Below are 16,424 nucleotides of genomic sequence, written 5' to 3' on the forward strand. Positions count from 1 at the left end.
ATAATGCGAGCAATACTTTCTAACGTTATACCAAAACAAACAAAGTTGAAAATTGAATTTGAGTTAATTAATCCTAGTTATGCTGATGAAGATGCAACTGTTACTTTGATTGAAAAAGGAAGCTTAGCCTCAATCACCGTCCCTGTTCTTAAAGGGGATGTAAGTGGCAATGAGGCAGCAATTATAATTGATCCAAATAAATTTCACTTTGACTCCGTGGGACAGGATGAATTTGAATGGCAACTCTATTATTCGTGTGGTAATAGTGACCATCGAACCCTTATTCAAGTTGAAAGTGAATACGTGAATGCCGTTCGGCGGATTGGGTTAAATGCTTATTATCAATATAAGATTGACCCGTCTGGCATGGCAGTCTTTTATGTCAGAACGAACCGATCTAAAAAGCAATTTGTGATGAACTCGGTTAATTTGCTTGGTGGCGGTAATTTACGATTAACGGGGTTTAACCACATTGACGGTAAAAAACTTGATCAAATGGCAATTGTAATTAAGCAAGCAAGTGATCAAAGCAAACGACTTTATCCGATTACCGATTCACCTTTTCAAGGGATTTTTGCGATTACCATTCCGCTTAAAGAGCTAAAGTATGAAGATACATATCGTTTGTATATCAGGTATGACTATCATGGTAAGCATTTTCAGCAAAGATTGGTGATGGATGTTTCGCTTTCATCGTTTAAAACCGTTTCTCACTTAGGTGATAATCGTGAATTAGTATTAAAAGAGGGAAAGCAAGGTCAACTTCGTGTTATTAAAAGAAGACGGCCGTCTCCTACAAAAAGACTTACTAAGTTTTACGGAAAAGCTAAGCATTTGTGGAAATCGTTTAAAATCTTATTAAGTAAAGTTAATCGTTTGCGCTTACGAAAGTTGTTTAAACGGGGGCATACACCATTTGCTACTACGACGATCGTGTTTGAGAGCTTTGGTGGACGTCAGGTGAGTGATAGTCCTTATGCTATCTATCAGGTGTTTAAAAAATTACATCCTAAGATTAACTTTGTGTGGTCCATTCAAAAGTCACAAAAGCAATTTTGTAAGGATCATAACATTAATTATGTAATTAAAAATACGGGACGTTGGGTTCGTACCATGGGAAAGGCTAAGGTATGGATTAGCAATGCTAGATTTCCTGCCTGGGTCGTTAAACCAGACTATGTAACGTATGTTCAAACTTGGCATGGCACACCATTAAAGAAATTAGGGTTAGATATTGAACGAGTTTCAATGCCTGGTACGACAACCAATAAGTACCATGATAACTTTGTTAAAGAAGCTAATCGTTGGGATGCATTGATTTCACCAAATGATTTTTCAACCAAGGTCTTTAGAAGTGCCTTCGGGTATGAAAACAAGATTTTAAAGGTGGGATATCCAAGAAATGATGAATTGATTAACGGGAATAATCCTACTGAGATTAATAAGATTAAGGATCGATTGGGAATCCCACGGGACAAGAAAGTTGTCCTATATGCTCCTACTTACCGAGATAATCAGTTTGAGAGCAAGGGGAAATATACTTTTAAGCTACCGTTTAGTTTGGAAGAGTTCAAACAACACTTTGGAAGTGATACTGTCCTAATTCTACGGATGCACTACTTGATTTCGAATGCATTAGACGTTTCTGATTACAAAGGGTTCGTCTATGACCTATCGAACTATTCCAACATTTCTGATTTATATTTAATTTCAGATTTGCTGGTAACCGACTATTCCTCAGTCTTTTTTGACTACGCTTACCTTAAACGGCCAATTTTGTTCTATCCTTATGACTATCACGTGTATAAGAATGAGTTGCGTGGCTTTTACTTGAATTATGAACGAGATTTGCCTGGAAGGATCGTCTATGATTCTGATGAGTTAATGAAAGGAATCTCAACTGATTTAAAAGACGAAAACGTTGAAAACGATCCTAAATTTATGCAATTTTACAATCGCTTCTGTCGGATTAACGATGGACTTAGTTCGATTAAGACGATTGATTATGTGATGCAACAAATTCGTTAAAAATAATCCGGAGTTTTCCGGATTTTTTGTTTGTTTGATGGTATACAATTAATCTATAACAGAAAGGAAGTAAAGATGAAAAAAGCAGACCTAGAAAAAGAAGTCGATAAACGAAGAACGTTTGCCATTATTTCCCATCCTGATGCTGGGAAAACCACTATCACCGAACAGCTACTCCTCTTTGGTGGGATTGTTCGGGAAGCTGGAACCGTTAAGGCTAAAAAAAGTGGAAATTTTGCTAAGTCAGATTGGATGGAAATTGAACAGAAGCGTGGAATTTCAGTTACTAGTTCGGTTATGCAGTTCGATTATCAGGGAAAAAGGATTAACATTCTTGATACACCGGGACATGAAGATTTTTCAGAAGACACTTACCGGACTCTTATGGCAGTGGATTCTGCCGTGATGGTGATTGACGCCGCTAAGGGGATTGAACCGCAAACTAAAAAGTTATTTAAAATTTGTAAAATGCGTGGAATTCCAATTTTTACTTTCATGAATAAGCTTGATCGTGATAGCAAGGATCCCATGGAATTAATCGATCAATTGGAAGATGTACTGGGAATTGAGGCTTATCCGATGAACTGGCCCATTGGCTCTGGTCGAATTTTAAAGGGGCTGTACGACCGTTATGATCATCGAGTTGAACTTTATAAACCAGAAGCGGATGGTCAGAACTTTATTAAACTAGATGATGATGGCAATCTTATTGGAGATAACTCACTAGCAGACGATAGCATTTATCAAGATGCTAGAAGTGAAATGGATTTAATCTCTGAAGCTGGGAATCAATTTAGCAGAGAAAAAATTGCCAAGGGTGATCAAACACCAGTCTTCTTTGGCTCAGCGTTGGTTAACTTTGGGGTTAAAACTTTTTTAGACGCTTATTTGAAGCTCTCACCAGCTCCAGGTCCTCACAAAACTCTTCAAGGAAATGAAATTGAACCAACGGCACCAGAATTTTCTGGATTCGTGTTTAAGATTCAGGCTAATATGAATCCACGTCATCGTGATCGAATTGCCTTTGTACGAATTTGCTCTGGTGAATTTCAAAAGGGCATGGATGTTACCCTTGATCGTACCCAGAAGCCGATCCGTTTATCAAACGTTACTGAATTTATGGCTAATACGCGTGAAAACGTTCAAACAGCGGTTGCTGGAGATATTATTGGTCTTTATGATACTGGTAATTTTCAGATTGGCGACACCATTTATACTGGCAAAAAACCGATTGCGTTTGAAAAGCTGCCACAGTTCACTCCAGAACTATTTATGAGAGTTTCAGCCAAAAACGTTATGAAGCAGAAGTCGTTTCATAAGGGCATTCAACAATTAGTACAAGAGGGAGCCATTCAGCTCTACACTAATTACAGCACGGGACAGTATATCTTGGGAGCAGTTGGTCAGCTTCAGTTTGAAGTATTTCAGTTTCGAATGAAAAATGAATATAACTCAGATGTTGTGATGGAACCAATGGGGCATAAAATTGCCCGGTGGATTGACCCTGACCAGCTGGACGAAAAGATGTCTTCGTCTAGAAATATTTTAGTACGGGATCAAAAGGGGGATCCGTTATTCCTTTTTGAAAATGAGTTTGCAGAACGCTGGTTTAAAGATAAATATCCTGATGTCAAGTTAACTGCCAAGCTTTAGGATTGAATTGACGTAATATTCGATATAAACTAGTTTTTGTGAAAGGTGGATATGAATTATGAAAAAGTTAAGTGCTTGTACCAGTGTGATGGTTGGTAAAGACGCTAGTGTTGATGGGTCAACGATGATTTCTAGAAATGATGATACCTTTTTACCATTAACTCCTCAACGTTTTTATGTTCAACCTGCATATCATAACGAGGACAAAGTTTGGAAATCCAACCAAAACGGCTTTACTGCTCCAATGCCAAAGTCGGGTTACCGAATTTTGATGACACCGAACGCTGACGTTAAAAAAGAAGGCGTTTATGCTGAAAGTGGATTTAATGAAAAGAATGTTGCAATGAGTGCCACTGAAAGTGTTTATGGAAACGAGCATGCTTTAGCTCATGATCCGCTTGTTCAGCATGGATTAGCTGAAGATTCTTTACAATCGATGGTTCTCCCTTACATTAATTCCGCGAGGGATGGAGTTGCCTATCTTGGAAATTTAATCAAAAAGTATGGTTCACCAGAGGGAAATGGGGTCCTTTTTAGTGACAAGAACGAAGTCTGGTATATGGAGATCGTTACTGGTCACCACTGGGTTGCACAACGAATTCCTGACGATTGTTATGCGGTCGTAGCAAACGAAGTTGCAATTCAACAGGTTGACTTTGATGATCCAGAAAATTTTATGTATTCCGATGGGTTACAAGAGTTTGTTGAAAAGTACCAGTTAAATCCTGATAAAGAGGGATTTAATTTTAGACACATCTTTGGAACTCATAATGAATTTGATCACCATTACAACACACCTCGAGTTTGGTATGGTCAAAAGGTGCTGAATCCCGAGATTGAGCAGGAGCCAACCTCAAATGACCTCCCGTTTATTAGAAAAGCAAGCCGTAAAATTGAAGTTAGTGATGTTGAGTTTATTTTGAGTTCTCATTATAACGAAACCAAATATGATCCATTAGCTAAGGATCCAAAAGAATCGAATACTCAGTTTAGGCCAATTTCAATGAATCGAACCCAAAATTCACATGTTCTGCAAATTAGAAATGATGTAAGTGATAAATGTTCGGCAATTATGTGGCTAAATTTTGGAATTCCCGCCTTTAGTCCATATGTTCCTTTTTTTGCTAACGTTGACGAGACTGATCCAAGTTATGAGGTTACCCCTCTAACGATGGATGATAAGAGCGCATACTGGATGTATCGTAAACTATCGATGATCGTTGAATCTCATTACAGTAATTTTATTCAACAGGATCGTGATTTTAAGAAACATGCTAACGAGTTATTTTTAGGGCATATATCAGATACGATGGGTCAAGCTGCTAATATGAATGATCAGGACGCATCTGAATTTTTGAAAGATCAGAATCAGCAATTGGTCAAAGAAATGAGGAGTCGAACCTATCAATTTATGCATGAATTGATGGAAAAGGGTCTTACACTCTCTAAATTGACGTATAACATGGATAAAAATTTGTAAAAAATCCCACTCTTATTGAGTGGGATTTTTTTAGGTTAGACGTTTGTCATTGTTATGGGTACGAATCGTGGATCGCTTTTTGATCCATTGTGATCCGCCAAGATTTAACCAATCATCTTGATTAGTTCGAATTTCTGTAAAGACACGCCAAGTTGATCCAGCTGGTAAAATTTGATCGTATCTTTGCTTTCGCACCGGTGAATCATAAACGGAAGTGGGGATTTTCATTTTGACTAAATAATTGACTGACTGAACCACTTTCCAGTTAGAACGTCGGTAATATAAGATGATATTTTTGGTTTTATTTGTGAATTGACCGGTTAAGTCACCAACCGATAGGTGAAGCTGGTAGTTAGGAATCACAGGAGCCTTTAGTGTAAACTGCTGGTTTAATGGACCATTCACGATTTTGGGAGGGAGAAGCAAGCGAAATGAATCAAAATCAAAGCAGTAAACGCTAACTGGTTGGCCTAACTTAGGGATGTAATGAAACTTGATTAGTTGTTTTTTTGCTTGCATTTTTTTAGTCATTCCATCAACACTAACTAATATGTAGTTTTTTATTTTGGGAACGATGAAATTAATTGGATCGCCAACTGAACCACTAATGATTTCAGTTGATTTTAATTGATTCCCGTTTTGATCGACAAATTCCATAAAAACTGTACTTGGGGTTCTGATAACCTCTTTTTTAGGAGTTGATTGATGATTTTCGGCAGGTAATGGAGTGGTGGTATGAATTGATTTTGGCTTGTTTAAAGAAATTTCGGATGGATCTATGGAGGTTGTCGTCTTTTTAACGTTGTTTTGTCTGATTGGTCTTTTCATCCGATGTTTTGAATGCTTGTAGTTATGATTATTTTTTGAAAAGATTTTTTTCATCCAATTAAACATAATTTTCCTCCAAAGATGGTTTATATTGATTTTACCATTTCTGGAAATAAAAAAAGACCTAGATTAGAATTCTAATCTAAGTCTCTTTCACTACTTAGTACTAATAACGATATTGTTGTTCTTGTCTGTATCAGCAACAAGATTGTTAGTTTCTGGATGATTCAAGAAGTAGTCGGCCGTTTGGTCTTCTAACTGTTCTTGAATTACTCGTCGAAGCGGACGGGCACCCATTGACGGATTGTAACCGAGTTCGACAATTTTTGCTTTGGCCGATTTGGAAACATCAATGTGAACGTTTCTTGACGCTAACATGTTATTCATATCTTTAATCATCAGATCGACAATTTGATTTAAGTTATCTTTAGAAAGCTGGTTGAATTCAACGATGTCATCAAAACGATTGAGAAATTCAGGTTTGAAATAAAGTCCTAATTTATCCATCACAGAATGAGTTTTACCAGTTGCTTCTGGTGTAAACCCAACGCTTGCTTCGGCATCGCTTCCGGCGTTACTAGTCATAATGATGACAGTGTCCTTAAAGGAAACCGTTCGACCTTGTGAGTCAGTCAAACGACCGTCATCTAAGATTTGTAAGAATGTGTGAAGAACGTCTGGATGAGCTTTTTCAACTTCATCTAACAGAATCAAGCTGTAAGGATTACGACGGACTTTTTCGGTTAATTGGCCAGCTTCATCGTATCCAACGTAGCCAGGCGGTGAACCAATCAATTTAGCAACTGATTGTGGTTCACGATACTCTGACATGTCAAATCGAATCATTGAATCTTCGGATCCAAATAATTCTTTGGCAAGTTGTTTAGCCATCTCAGTCTTACCAATCCCAGTGGATCCAACGAATAGGAATGAACCAATCGGACGACCGCTACCATTAAAACCAATTCGATTTCGTTTAATGGCTTTAGCAACAGAATCAACAGCCTTGTCCTGTCCGATCACATGTTGCTTTAAATTTGGAGCTAAGTCCTTTAATTGTTGTTGTTCTTTGGTTTGTAGTTCTCCAACTGGGATATTGGTCATTTCTTCAACAACTTGTTGCATATCCTTTTCGGTAACGGTGTTGTGTTTCTCACTTGTAGCACCCTTATCCTTATTTTGATGAAGTCGTTTGATCTTATCACGGTAGTAAGCGGCTTGTTCGTAGTCTTCTTTATCTAAAGCCGTCTTCTTTTCGTTTTCAGCACTGTCAATCTCTTTGTCAATTGTTTTTGGATCAACAATGTTTAAAGTTAAATTCTTTCTGGAACCAGTTTCATCAAGTAAATCAATTGCCTTGTCCGGAAGGTAACGATCACTGATATAACGATCGGAAAGGGTAGCTGCCGCTTTCACTGCTTGATCGGTATACTTGACTAGATGATAGTTTTCATAACGATTTTGTAGACCCTTTAGAATCTTGATGGACTGATCAACCGTTGGTTCTTTGACCATGATTGGTTGAAGTCGTCTTGAAAGAGCAGAGTCTTTTTCAATGTCACGGTATTCTTTTAGAGTGGTTGCTCCAATTAATTGAAAGTCCCCACGAGCAAGAGCGGGTTTTAAGACGTTACCTGCGTCCATGCCACCTTCAGCATTACCTGCACCCATGATTTCATGAATTTCATCAATGAATAAGATGATGTTACGGTTTGACTGAACCTCTTTAATTAATTGTTGCATTCGCTTTTCAAATTGACCACGAATACCTGTGCCTTGAACCATTGAAACCATGTCTAATTGAATTACCTGTTTGTTTTGAAGTTTTTCTGGAACAGTACCATCAGCAATTTTTTGAGCGAGGCCCTCAACGATTGCTGTTTTTCCAACTCCGGCTTCACCAATCAAGACCGGGTTATTCTTGCCTCTACGATTTAAAACTTCGATTGCTCGAGCCGTTTCTTTATCACGACCGATTACTGGGTCAAGTTTTCCGGCTTTAGCTTTTTTAGTTAAATCAGTTCCGTAAGTTGAAAGAATTGATTTTGAACCATTTCGGTCGTTGCCGCGTCCACTTTGTGGTGGAATTTGATAATCATTGACTTGGCCATTTTGCATGGCACGAAGAAAGTCATCTAGACTACCAAATCCGTATGAACCTTGTCCTTCCATAGTTTAAGCCTCCTTTTGCTTAACTAAATTGTCAGACGAAAGTCTGACCTTTATTGACCATTCATGAATATTATACGCACTAATAACATTCAATCAAGTATTTTGACTGATCTAGAAATTATTTTAATGTGGTAACATTGAAACCGATTAGGAGGCAATAATTATGGATAAAAACGAAAATGATTTTACCGAACTCTTAAACCAATTAAAGGATGGAAAAATCAAAGATTTGACGGTTGAACCAAAGGATTTTCCGAAATTTCAGCAGGCTTTTATGAGCTTTCCAACACGGAAAAGAATCGTAGGGAAAGCCAGCGAAAAGGGCATTTTAACCTATCATTATTCGTCTGAAAATTAGCGTCATAACAATTATGTAAGCGATTTATGATAATTACTTGTTTTTTAGATGATAAATTGATATTCTTAAACTGTAAATAGAGTTAAATAAACGATTAAAGGAGTGCGTTCATTATGGAGAAACGTCAATTCAAAATCACGGCAGAAACTGGCATTCATGCTCGTCCAGCAACTTTGTTAGTTCAGACCGCTAGCAAATTTGATTCAAATATTAGTCTTGAATATGGTGATAAATCTGTAAACTTAAAATCAATCATGGGTGTTATGTCATTAGGAGTTGGCCAAGGTGCTGATATTACTATTTCAGCCGATGGTGACGATGCTAAAGAAGCCCTTGATGCAATTGCTAAAACCATGAAAGATGAAGGATTGATCGACTAATATGACTACCTTTAAGGGTATTGGTGTTAGTGATGGGATCGCATTTGGAAAAGCTTATTGTTTAACTAAACCAGATTTAACTTTTAATAAAGAAGCCTTTTTGGGTATAGACGAAGAAAAAGCACGCCTTAAAAAAACGTTTCAAGATACCAAAACTACTATTATAAAAATCAAACAAAGTAATAGAGTTGAAATGGCTAAAAAATATCTTGATATTTTAGATTTTTATTTAGAAGTTTTATCTGATCCAGAGTTGATTAATGAGGTTAAAAGAGTCATAACAGAAGAAAAAAAGAATGCTGCATTTGCATTGAATCGTGTATTCAATCAATATGCAGCTATTTTTTTGAATATGAATGATCCGTATTTAAGGGAACGGGTTCATGATATTGAAGATATCAGAGACCAGCTTTTGGGACGTCTACTTGGCGTCGATACTCCCGATCTATCACTTATTAACCAGCCAGTTATTATTGTTGCTAATTCCATTTCTCCAACTCAGATTGCACAAGTTCAAAAGAAAAATATTAAAGGGATTGTTACAGCTGTTGGAACCAAGAATTCTCATGCAGCCATTATATCTAGAAGTATGGACGTTCCAGCTGTACTAGGATTGCAGGACAGCCTAAATCATTTAAAAAATGATGAACAATTGATTGTTGACGGAAGTAGTGGAAACGTTATTGAAAGTCCCAATTCAGATGAAATCGAGAAATTCCAGACAAAGCTTGAAAAATTTAGAAAACAAAAAAGGTCATGGGAAAAGTTCAAGGGCCAATCGACCAAGACATTAGATGAGCACCCTCTGCTATTGGGGGCTAATGTTAGTAACGAAAATGAAGTTGATAATGCTTTAGAAGTTGGGGCTGATTCAATTGGATTATTTCGTACCGAATACATTTACATGGATTCTGACCATCTCCCGAGCGAAGACGAACAATTTTTGATATACAAAAACATTGTTTCAAAAGTAAAAGGAAAGCAGTTAACTTTTAGGACAATGGATGTTGGTGGAGATAAACTAGTTAATTATTTGCCTAATATTTCCCATAATGAGACGAATCCCTTTCTTGGCTATCGTGCCATTCGTTATAGTTTAGGTGAAAGCAAGGTTTTTCGCACTCAAATCAGGGCACTCCTTAGATCTTCAGCTTATGGACCAATTCGGATCATGTTTCCTATGATATCAACGGTCTCAGAGCTGGATCAGGTTCTTTCGATTTACACTGAAGAACGCCAGAATTTGATTGATAGAGGAGTTAAACTTGGAGATGTTCAATTAGGAACGATGATTGAAGTTCCAGCGGCAGCAATTATGATTGATAAGATCATTTCAAGAGTAGATTTTGTAAGTATTGGCACTAATGATCTAGTTCAGTACACGGTTGCTGTTGATCGTTTAAATGAGCGTGTCTCCTATTTGTACCAAGCTTGTGATCCAGCCGTGCTTCGTTTAATTGAAAGGGTCGTTAGGATCGTTCATAACGCTTCTAAGACCGTGGGTGTTTGTGGTGAGGTTGCGTGTGATCCACAGGTGATTCCTTTTTTGATTGGGTTAGGAGTGGATGAATTATCAGCCACTCCAACTCAAATTTTAAAAACTAAAGCATATATTAGTAAAATTAATTCGAAATCAGCAAGTAAGTTAGCTGATAGTGTCGTTAAAAATGCAGATACCACTGGTGACGTTAATAAGATGATTGATGACTTTATCTCTAAGATGCCAGAGTAGATGGTTTACTTAGGTTTGAGTAGTTAGGCACAAAGTTGCAAACCATGCGGGAAACCCATATAATTACATTTGTTTAACGTTAAAGAGAGAGGGGAAAACAACGTGAATATTGGTTTGTTTACAGATACTTACTTTCCACAAGTTAGCGGAGTTGCTACGTCAATCAAAACGTTAAAAGATGAGTTAGAAAGGCGTGGAAATCATGTCTATATTTTTACTACAACTGATCCTAACGTTGAAAAAAATGATGACGATGAAAAAGACATTTACCGTTTTTCAAGTGTTCCCTTTATTTCTTTTACCGAAAGAAGAATCGCCGTCAGAGGAATATTTCAGGCTTATCAAATTGCTAAGCAATTAAAATTAGATATCGTTCATACCCAAACTGAATTTTCACTTGGAATTATCGGGAAGTTCGTTGCTAAAAATTTGAATATTCCTTGTATTCACACTTATCACACAATGTATGAAGATTATTTGCACTATGTTGCTAACGGCAAATTATTAAAACCAGTACACGTAAAAGAAATGATGTTAGCTTTTTGCCATCACATGGACGGTGTGGTGGCACCAAGTAAGCGTGTCTTGGACAAGCTTACTGATTATGGGGTTAAGAGTCCCATTCGAATTATTCCAACTGGGATTGACGTTAAGCATTATGAAGAAAATGACCATGTTGATATTAGAAAAAAATTAGGCATTAGTGATGAGACCCCATTGATGGTTTCCGTTAGTCGAGTTGCGTATGAAAAAAACATCTCCGAAATGATCGATGCACTACTTAAAATTTTGGATCAAGTTCCAAATGCTATGCTTGTAATTGTGGGTGAAGGACCTGCCGAAGATGATTTAATGAAGCAAGTGTCTGACATGAAACTTAACGACCATGTTATTTTCACCGGAGAAATTAATAATAATCATGTCAATGATTATTATCGAATGGCAGATGTTTTTGTTTCTACGTCTAATTCTGAGTCTCAGGGGTTAACGTACATTGAAGCAGTTGCTGCTGGCACCAAAGTTGTCGTTGCAAGAAGTCCGTACACCGATGACTTAATTGATGATAAATCAATTGGAATGACGTTTGAGTCAGAAGAAAGGTTTGTTTCTGAAACGGTGGATTATTTGCAACACCGAGGTGAATACCCCGATTCCGAAAATGTCCGTGAAGAGAAATTACACGAAATTTCAGCTGAGTATTTTGTGGATCAGATGTTGAGCTTTTATGATGATACAATCAAAGAGTTTGATCGAACTAAAGCTAAGCAAACTAACACATCTGACTGAGGAGTTTTGTTGATGTTAAAGATCGATATGTTTTCAACTGCTGACAAAGTAAAAGGTCAAGGAGTTGGTAGTGCATACATTGAGTTAATTAAGATGTTAAAGAAACATTTTCCAAACGAGTTTGACATTGAGATTAATAAATTTAATCAAGCGAACATTAGTCATTATCACACCATTAATCCAACGTTTTATTTGTCTACATTTTCAAAAAAAATGGGACGAAAGATTGGATACGTTCATTTTTTGCCGGAAACGCTTGAGGGGAGTTTAAAAATTCCTACTCCATTTCGACAAATTTTTTATAAGTATGTAATTGCCTTTTATAAACGGATGGATCATATTGTCGTTGTAAATCCAACTTTTATACCTAAACTTGAAAAATATGGGATTGATAAAAAGAAAATTACATATATTCCAAATTTTGTAAGTAAAAAAGAATTTTATCCGGTTTCAAAGAGCCAGAAAGAAGCTCTTAGAAGTAGTTATGGTTATCAAACAAAACGGTTTACGGTGCTCGGAACCGGTCAAGTTCAGACCAGAAAGGGCGTTCTTGATTTTGGTAAATTAGCAATGCAAAATCCAAACGTTCAATTTGTTTGGGCAGGAGGATTTTCATTTGGAAAAATGACAGCTGGATATTCTGAGTTGAAAGAATTGGTTGATAATCCACCTCAAAACCTGAGTTTTCCCGGAATCGTTGATCGTAAAGAATTAGTAAATTATTATAATATGGCTGATTTATTTCTTTTACCGTCGTATAATGAGTTATTCCCGATGTCTGTTTTAGAGGCATTCTCGTGTGGAATTCCTGTTATGTTGCGGGATTTATCCCTTTATAAAAAAATTATTGACGGGTATTATATTTCAGCAAATAATGAGGCTGAAATGGATAAAAAACTTAAGATGTTGTTAAATGATCCTAACCTTCTGAAAGCATATGCTGAAAAATCACTTAAAGCATCTGATTATTATTCCGAGGATCATCTAGCCAAGATTTGGCATGATTTTTATTTTGACCAGGCGAAAAAGGGGTAATTGAATGTCCAGGAGAAATAAAGTCTCACTACTTATCATGATTGCCCTTGGATTACTTATTTCATGGTATGCAGCTAGAGACATTAAGTTTAGCGTTCTTATAAGAGATATTGTTGAGATTAATCCATGGTGGTTATTAGTTGCTTTAGGGTGCATTTTGCTTTATTTTGCTCTTGAATCCGTGATTACTTACATGTTAGTTCGAAATAGTGATCCTAATTTTACTTTTCGGGATGCAATCCGGGTACCTTTAGTGGAGCAACTTTTTAATGGGATCACTCCGTTTTCATCTGGTGGTCAGCCGGCTCAACTATTTGTTTTAATTCAATCGGGAGTTGATGGTGGTCGGGCTAGTTCTGCACTACTTATGAAGTTTGTTGTTTACCAAGCCATGATAGTAATTAATTTTTTTATTGCGTTAATAATCGGTTTTAACTACGTTATTGATAAAATGCACGCTCTGGCATGGTTTGTTGTGTTCGGATTTGGCATTCACATGTTTGTGATCGTTTCACTACTTATGATCATGTATTGGCATTCATTTACTAAAAAATTTGTTAATATTTGTATCAAACCGGTGAAATGGTTCGTAAAAGATGCTACATTTTATAAGTTAGTAAATACATTAAATAAGAAGATTGATAACTTTTACAAAGAGAGTGTGAGAATTGGTCACCAAGGGAAGTTGATGGCTAAAATATTCATAATCACTTTTTTTCAGTTGCTTTTTTATTACTTAATTCCCTACTTTATTATGCTTTCGTTAGGTTATACCAATGCTAATGTGGTAATGGTAACCAGTCTCCACATTTTGATTGTGATGATTATCTCGATTTTTCCCATTCCTGGAGGAGCAGGTGGAGCTGAGTATAGCTTTGAGATGATTTTTAGAAGTTATATTACTAATGGAAGTAAGCTAGTACTTGCGATGATCCTGTGGCGGATTCTTACGTATTACTTAGGTTTGATTTTGGGAGCCTTTGCCCTCGTTATGAAGCCAAGTAAAAAGGCACAAAAGAATAGGAAAATACTAAAAAGCGAAAGTCATAAGAGTTTTGGAGGAAACTAGAATGTCTCGAATATTAAAAAGCATTCGTAATTTTTTTAATACTACTATCGGTTTCTTCGTGCTGGTAGTCGTTTTATATTGGATAACTACTTTGGTTGTTTATAACGTCGACTTTAGTTTGGGTGTTAAGGGTGGCATGCAAACCTTTTTGATGATTGTTAATCCAATTCCATCAGGACTGCTCTTGTTTGGGATTGCTTTATACTTTCGCGGCAAGCTTTCTTATTGGCTGATGCTGATAATTGATTTTCTACAGTCGACTTGGATGTTTGCTAATGTTTTATATTATCGAGAATTCTCTGACTTCTTGTCAATTGGTATTATTAAAGGAACCGGAGACGTCCAAAATAATTTGGGCAAGAGTATGATGGAAATTCTTCATCCAACGGATTTTTTGATTTATTTGGATGTTGTGGTTTTAATCTTACTATTAGTCTTCAGGATTATTAAAATCGATTACCGTCCCTTTAAGTATCGCTATGCCATTGGAATTACTTTACTTTCGATTTTGCTTATGGGGGGAGAATATTCTCTTGCTAATTCGGATCGGAGTGGTCTTTTAACTCGGACGTTTGATAATAATTATATCGTTAAATATTTAGGCTTAAATGAATACGCTGCTTTTAATGCATATCAAACTCACCAAGAGAGTTCTACGCGAGCGAAGGCGAAAGCTTCAGATTTGAATAGTGTCAAGAAATTTATTAATCAACATCAGACGTATCCAAGCGTTAAATATTTTGGGAAAGAAAAGGGTAAAAACGTTTTTATTATTCATTTGGAGAGTTTTCAACAGTTCTTAATCAACTATAAAGTTGATGGACAGGAAGTTACTCCGAATATTAATAAGTTTTATAGTGATAAGCATACGATTTCGTTTGATAACTTTTACCATCAAGTTGCTCAAGGTAAGACTTCAGATGCTGAAATGATGCTTGAAAATTCATTGTATGGATTGCCCCAGGGATCTGCGATGGTTACTTATGGTTCGCAGAATACTTTCCAGGCGGCTCCAGCAATTTTAGACCAAAAGGGTTATTCGACGGCTGTCTTTCATGGAGATGTTCCGAGCTTTTGGAATAGAGATAATACTTATAAGTCTTGGGGATATCAGTACTTCTTCGATAGCAACTACTATAAGAAGAAACCTTCGTATAATGTTGGATATGGAATGAAAGATAAGATTATGTTTAAAGATTCAGTTCCTTATCTTGAAAAGCTACCACAGCCGTTTTATGCCAAAATTATCACTTTGACTAATCATTATCCTTATGAATTAGATAAACAAAATGTTTCTTTTCCTGCTCTTAAAACGGGGGATAGTACCGTTGATCCTTATGTTCAAACGGCTCATTATTTAGATCAATCTTTTGGTGAGTTTGAAGCATATCTAAAAGCAACGGGATTAATGAAGAATAGTGTCATTGTTTTATACGGTGACCATTATGGGATTTCTAATAATCATCGTCCTGCAATTGCTAAGATGTTAGGTAAAAAGTCGGTTAATAACTATGATTTGGCTAACTTTCAGAAGGTGCCATTTATGATCCATGCTGATAATTTGGATGGGCACGTTGATCATACTTATGGTGGAGAAATCGATGTCTTACCAACGCTGCTTCATTTATTAGGAATTAAGAATGATGATATGATCCAGTTTGGACATGATTTGTTGGGGAATAATCCTAATCAAATTGTTCCATTTAGGGATGGAGATTTTGTAACTCCTAAATACACTAAGGTTGGGGGAACAATCTATGATTCTAAGACTGGTCAAGTTATTAAGCCGAATAAGCAACAACAACAGGAAGTAGATGGAATTCAGAACTATGTAACTAGTGATTTGTCTCTTTCTGATAGAGTTATCTATGGTGATTTACTTCGTTTCTATCATCCTAAAGGATTTAAGCCTGTGGATCGAAAAGACTATAATTATAAGCCGAAGAATGCAATGGAACAGTTGGATAAGGCTGACAAAGAACGTAAAACTGATCTAATTGATCAGAATGGTGGCAAATCCACGGTTCCGATGTATCATACTGATGCTCCTGAACTAAAATAATTAGAAAAAGCATTTAGATAAAGATCTAAGTGCTTTTTTTGTAAAAAAGTCTTGACGTAATTTTGTTTCCTTGGTATAGTAGTTCTTGTCGTTAAGTGCGCCAAAACAATTTGGTTAAAATTAGTCAAACTTTTCTATTGACAATAAATTAACCACATGGTATATTATTACATGCGGCGTTGAGGTACAATGAGACGACGTTGCGTCAGAGTAGATCTTTGAAAACTGAACAAGATTTTGATTACAAGTGTAAGGTAATTTTGAGTTGTAGAACTTAAAATTAAACATTTGCGAAGTCAATTCGCTTTTTAATTCTTTTGAAAAAGAATAACAACAAATA

Annotated in this window: 12 protein-coding genes; 10 read left to right on the top strand and 2 right to left on the bottom strand. The window is 36.5% G+C overall.

The window, feature by feature from the left end; translation table 11 throughout:
- Positions 1 to 3 precede the first annotated feature (3 nt).
- The 3 genes from AC6UDG_RS02820 (at position 4) to AC6UDG_RS02830 (ending at position 5,161) form a co-directional block, all read left to right on the top strand.
- Positions 4 to 2,028 carry a CDP-glycerol glycerophosphotransferase family protein gene (locus tag AC6UDG_RS02820; RefSeq protein ID WP_500706330.1) on the top strand — a complete coding sequence of 675 codons (2,025 nt, stop codon included), beginning with the start codon at positions 4 to 6 and terminating at the stop codon, positions 2,026 to 2,028.
- 75 nt (positions 2,029 to 2,103) lie between these two features.
- Complete coding sequence (locus AC6UDG_RS02825; RefSeq protein WP_500706331.1) at positions 2,104 to 3,681, top strand: peptide chain release factor 3; 1,578 nt, start codon at positions 2,104 to 2,106, stop codon at positions 3,679 to 3,681.
- A 58-nt stretch (positions 3,682 to 3,739) separates the two neighbouring features.
- Positions 3,740 to 5,161 carry a C69 family dipeptidase gene (locus tag AC6UDG_RS02830; RefSeq protein WP_500706332.1) on the top strand — a complete coding sequence of 474 codons (1,422 nt, stop codon included), beginning with the start codon at positions 3,740 to 3,742 and terminating at the stop codon, positions 5,159 to 5,161.
- Between the two features lie 30 nt (positions 5,162 to 5,191).
- Here the strand turns inward: AC6UDG_RS02830 and AC6UDG_RS02835 are convergent, their stop codons facing one another.
- Together AC6UDG_RS02835 and AC6UDG_RS02840 are read right to left on the bottom strand one after the other, a co-directional pair.
- A complete protein-coding gene (locus AC6UDG_RS02835; RefSeq protein ID WP_500706333.1) occupies positions 5,192 to 6,055 on the bottom strand; it encodes a MucBP domain-containing protein in 864 nt (287 codons plus the stop codon).
- A 90-nt stretch (positions 6,056 to 6,145) separates the two neighbouring features.
- Entirely contained in the window at positions 6,146 to 8,161 is a 2,016-nt protein-coding gene (locus AC6UDG_RS02840; RefSeq protein ID WP_500706334.1) for an ATP-dependent Clp protease ATP-binding subunit, read from the bottom strand.
- A gap of 163 nt (positions 8,162 to 8,324) precedes the next feature.
- On the opposite strand from AC6UDG_RS02840, the gene ykzS reads away from it, so the two are divergent.
- The 7 genes from ykzS (at position 8,325) to AC6UDG_RS02875 (ending at position 16,084) form a co-directional block, all read left to right on the top strand.
- On the top strand, positions 8,325 to 8,519 hold the full coding sequence (ykzS, locus tag AC6UDG_RS02845) for a protein YkzS (protein ID WP_500699312.1): 195 nt from the start codon (positions 8,325 to 8,327) through the stop codon (positions 8,517 to 8,519).
- Between the two features lie 113 nt (positions 8,520 to 8,632).
- Complete coding sequence (locus tag AC6UDG_RS02850) at positions 8,633 to 8,899, top strand: phosphocarrier protein HPr (RefSeq protein ID WP_500693598.1); 267 nt, start codon at positions 8,633 to 8,635, stop codon at positions 8,897 to 8,899.
- A gap of 1 nt (position 8,900) precedes the next feature.
- Positions 8,901 to 10,631, top strand: coding sequence for a phosphoenolpyruvate--protein phosphotransferase (ptsP, locus tag AC6UDG_RS02855; protein ID WP_500706335.1), 1,731 nt, complete (start codon positions 8,901 to 8,903; stop codon positions 10,629 to 10,631).
- A 102-nt stretch (positions 10,632 to 10,733) separates the two neighbouring features.
- Positions 10,734 to 11,918 carry a glycosyltransferase family 4 protein gene (locus AC6UDG_RS02860; RefSeq protein ID WP_500706336.1) on the top strand — a complete coding sequence of 395 codons (1,185 nt, stop codon included), beginning with the start codon at positions 10,734 to 10,736 and terminating at the stop codon, positions 11,916 to 11,918.
- A gap of 12 nt (positions 11,919 to 11,930) precedes the next feature.
- On the top strand, positions 11,931 to 12,953 hold the full coding sequence (locus AC6UDG_RS02865) for a glycosyltransferase family 4 protein (protein ID WP_500706337.1): 1,023 nt from the start codon (positions 11,931 to 11,933) through the stop codon (positions 12,951 to 12,953).
- 4 nt (positions 12,954 to 12,957) lie between these two features.
- The gene (locus tag AC6UDG_RS02870) at positions 12,958 to 14,022 is read left to right on the top strand and encodes a lysylphosphatidylglycerol synthase transmembrane domain-containing protein (protein WP_500693602.1); all 1,065 of its coding nucleotides are present in this window, start codon (positions 12,958 to 12,960) and stop codon (positions 14,020 to 14,022) included.
- A gap of 1 nt (position 14,023) precedes the next feature.
- Positions 14,024 to 16,084: an LTA synthase family protein gene (locus AC6UDG_RS02875; protein WP_500693603.1), complete on the top strand. Its 2,061-nt coding sequence runs from the start codon at positions 14,024 to 14,026 to the stop codon at positions 16,082 to 16,084.
- The last annotated feature ends 340 nt before the right edge of the window (positions 16,085 to 16,424 follow it).

Source organism: Fructilactobacillus sp. X2R1C1, assembly GCF_059901435.1.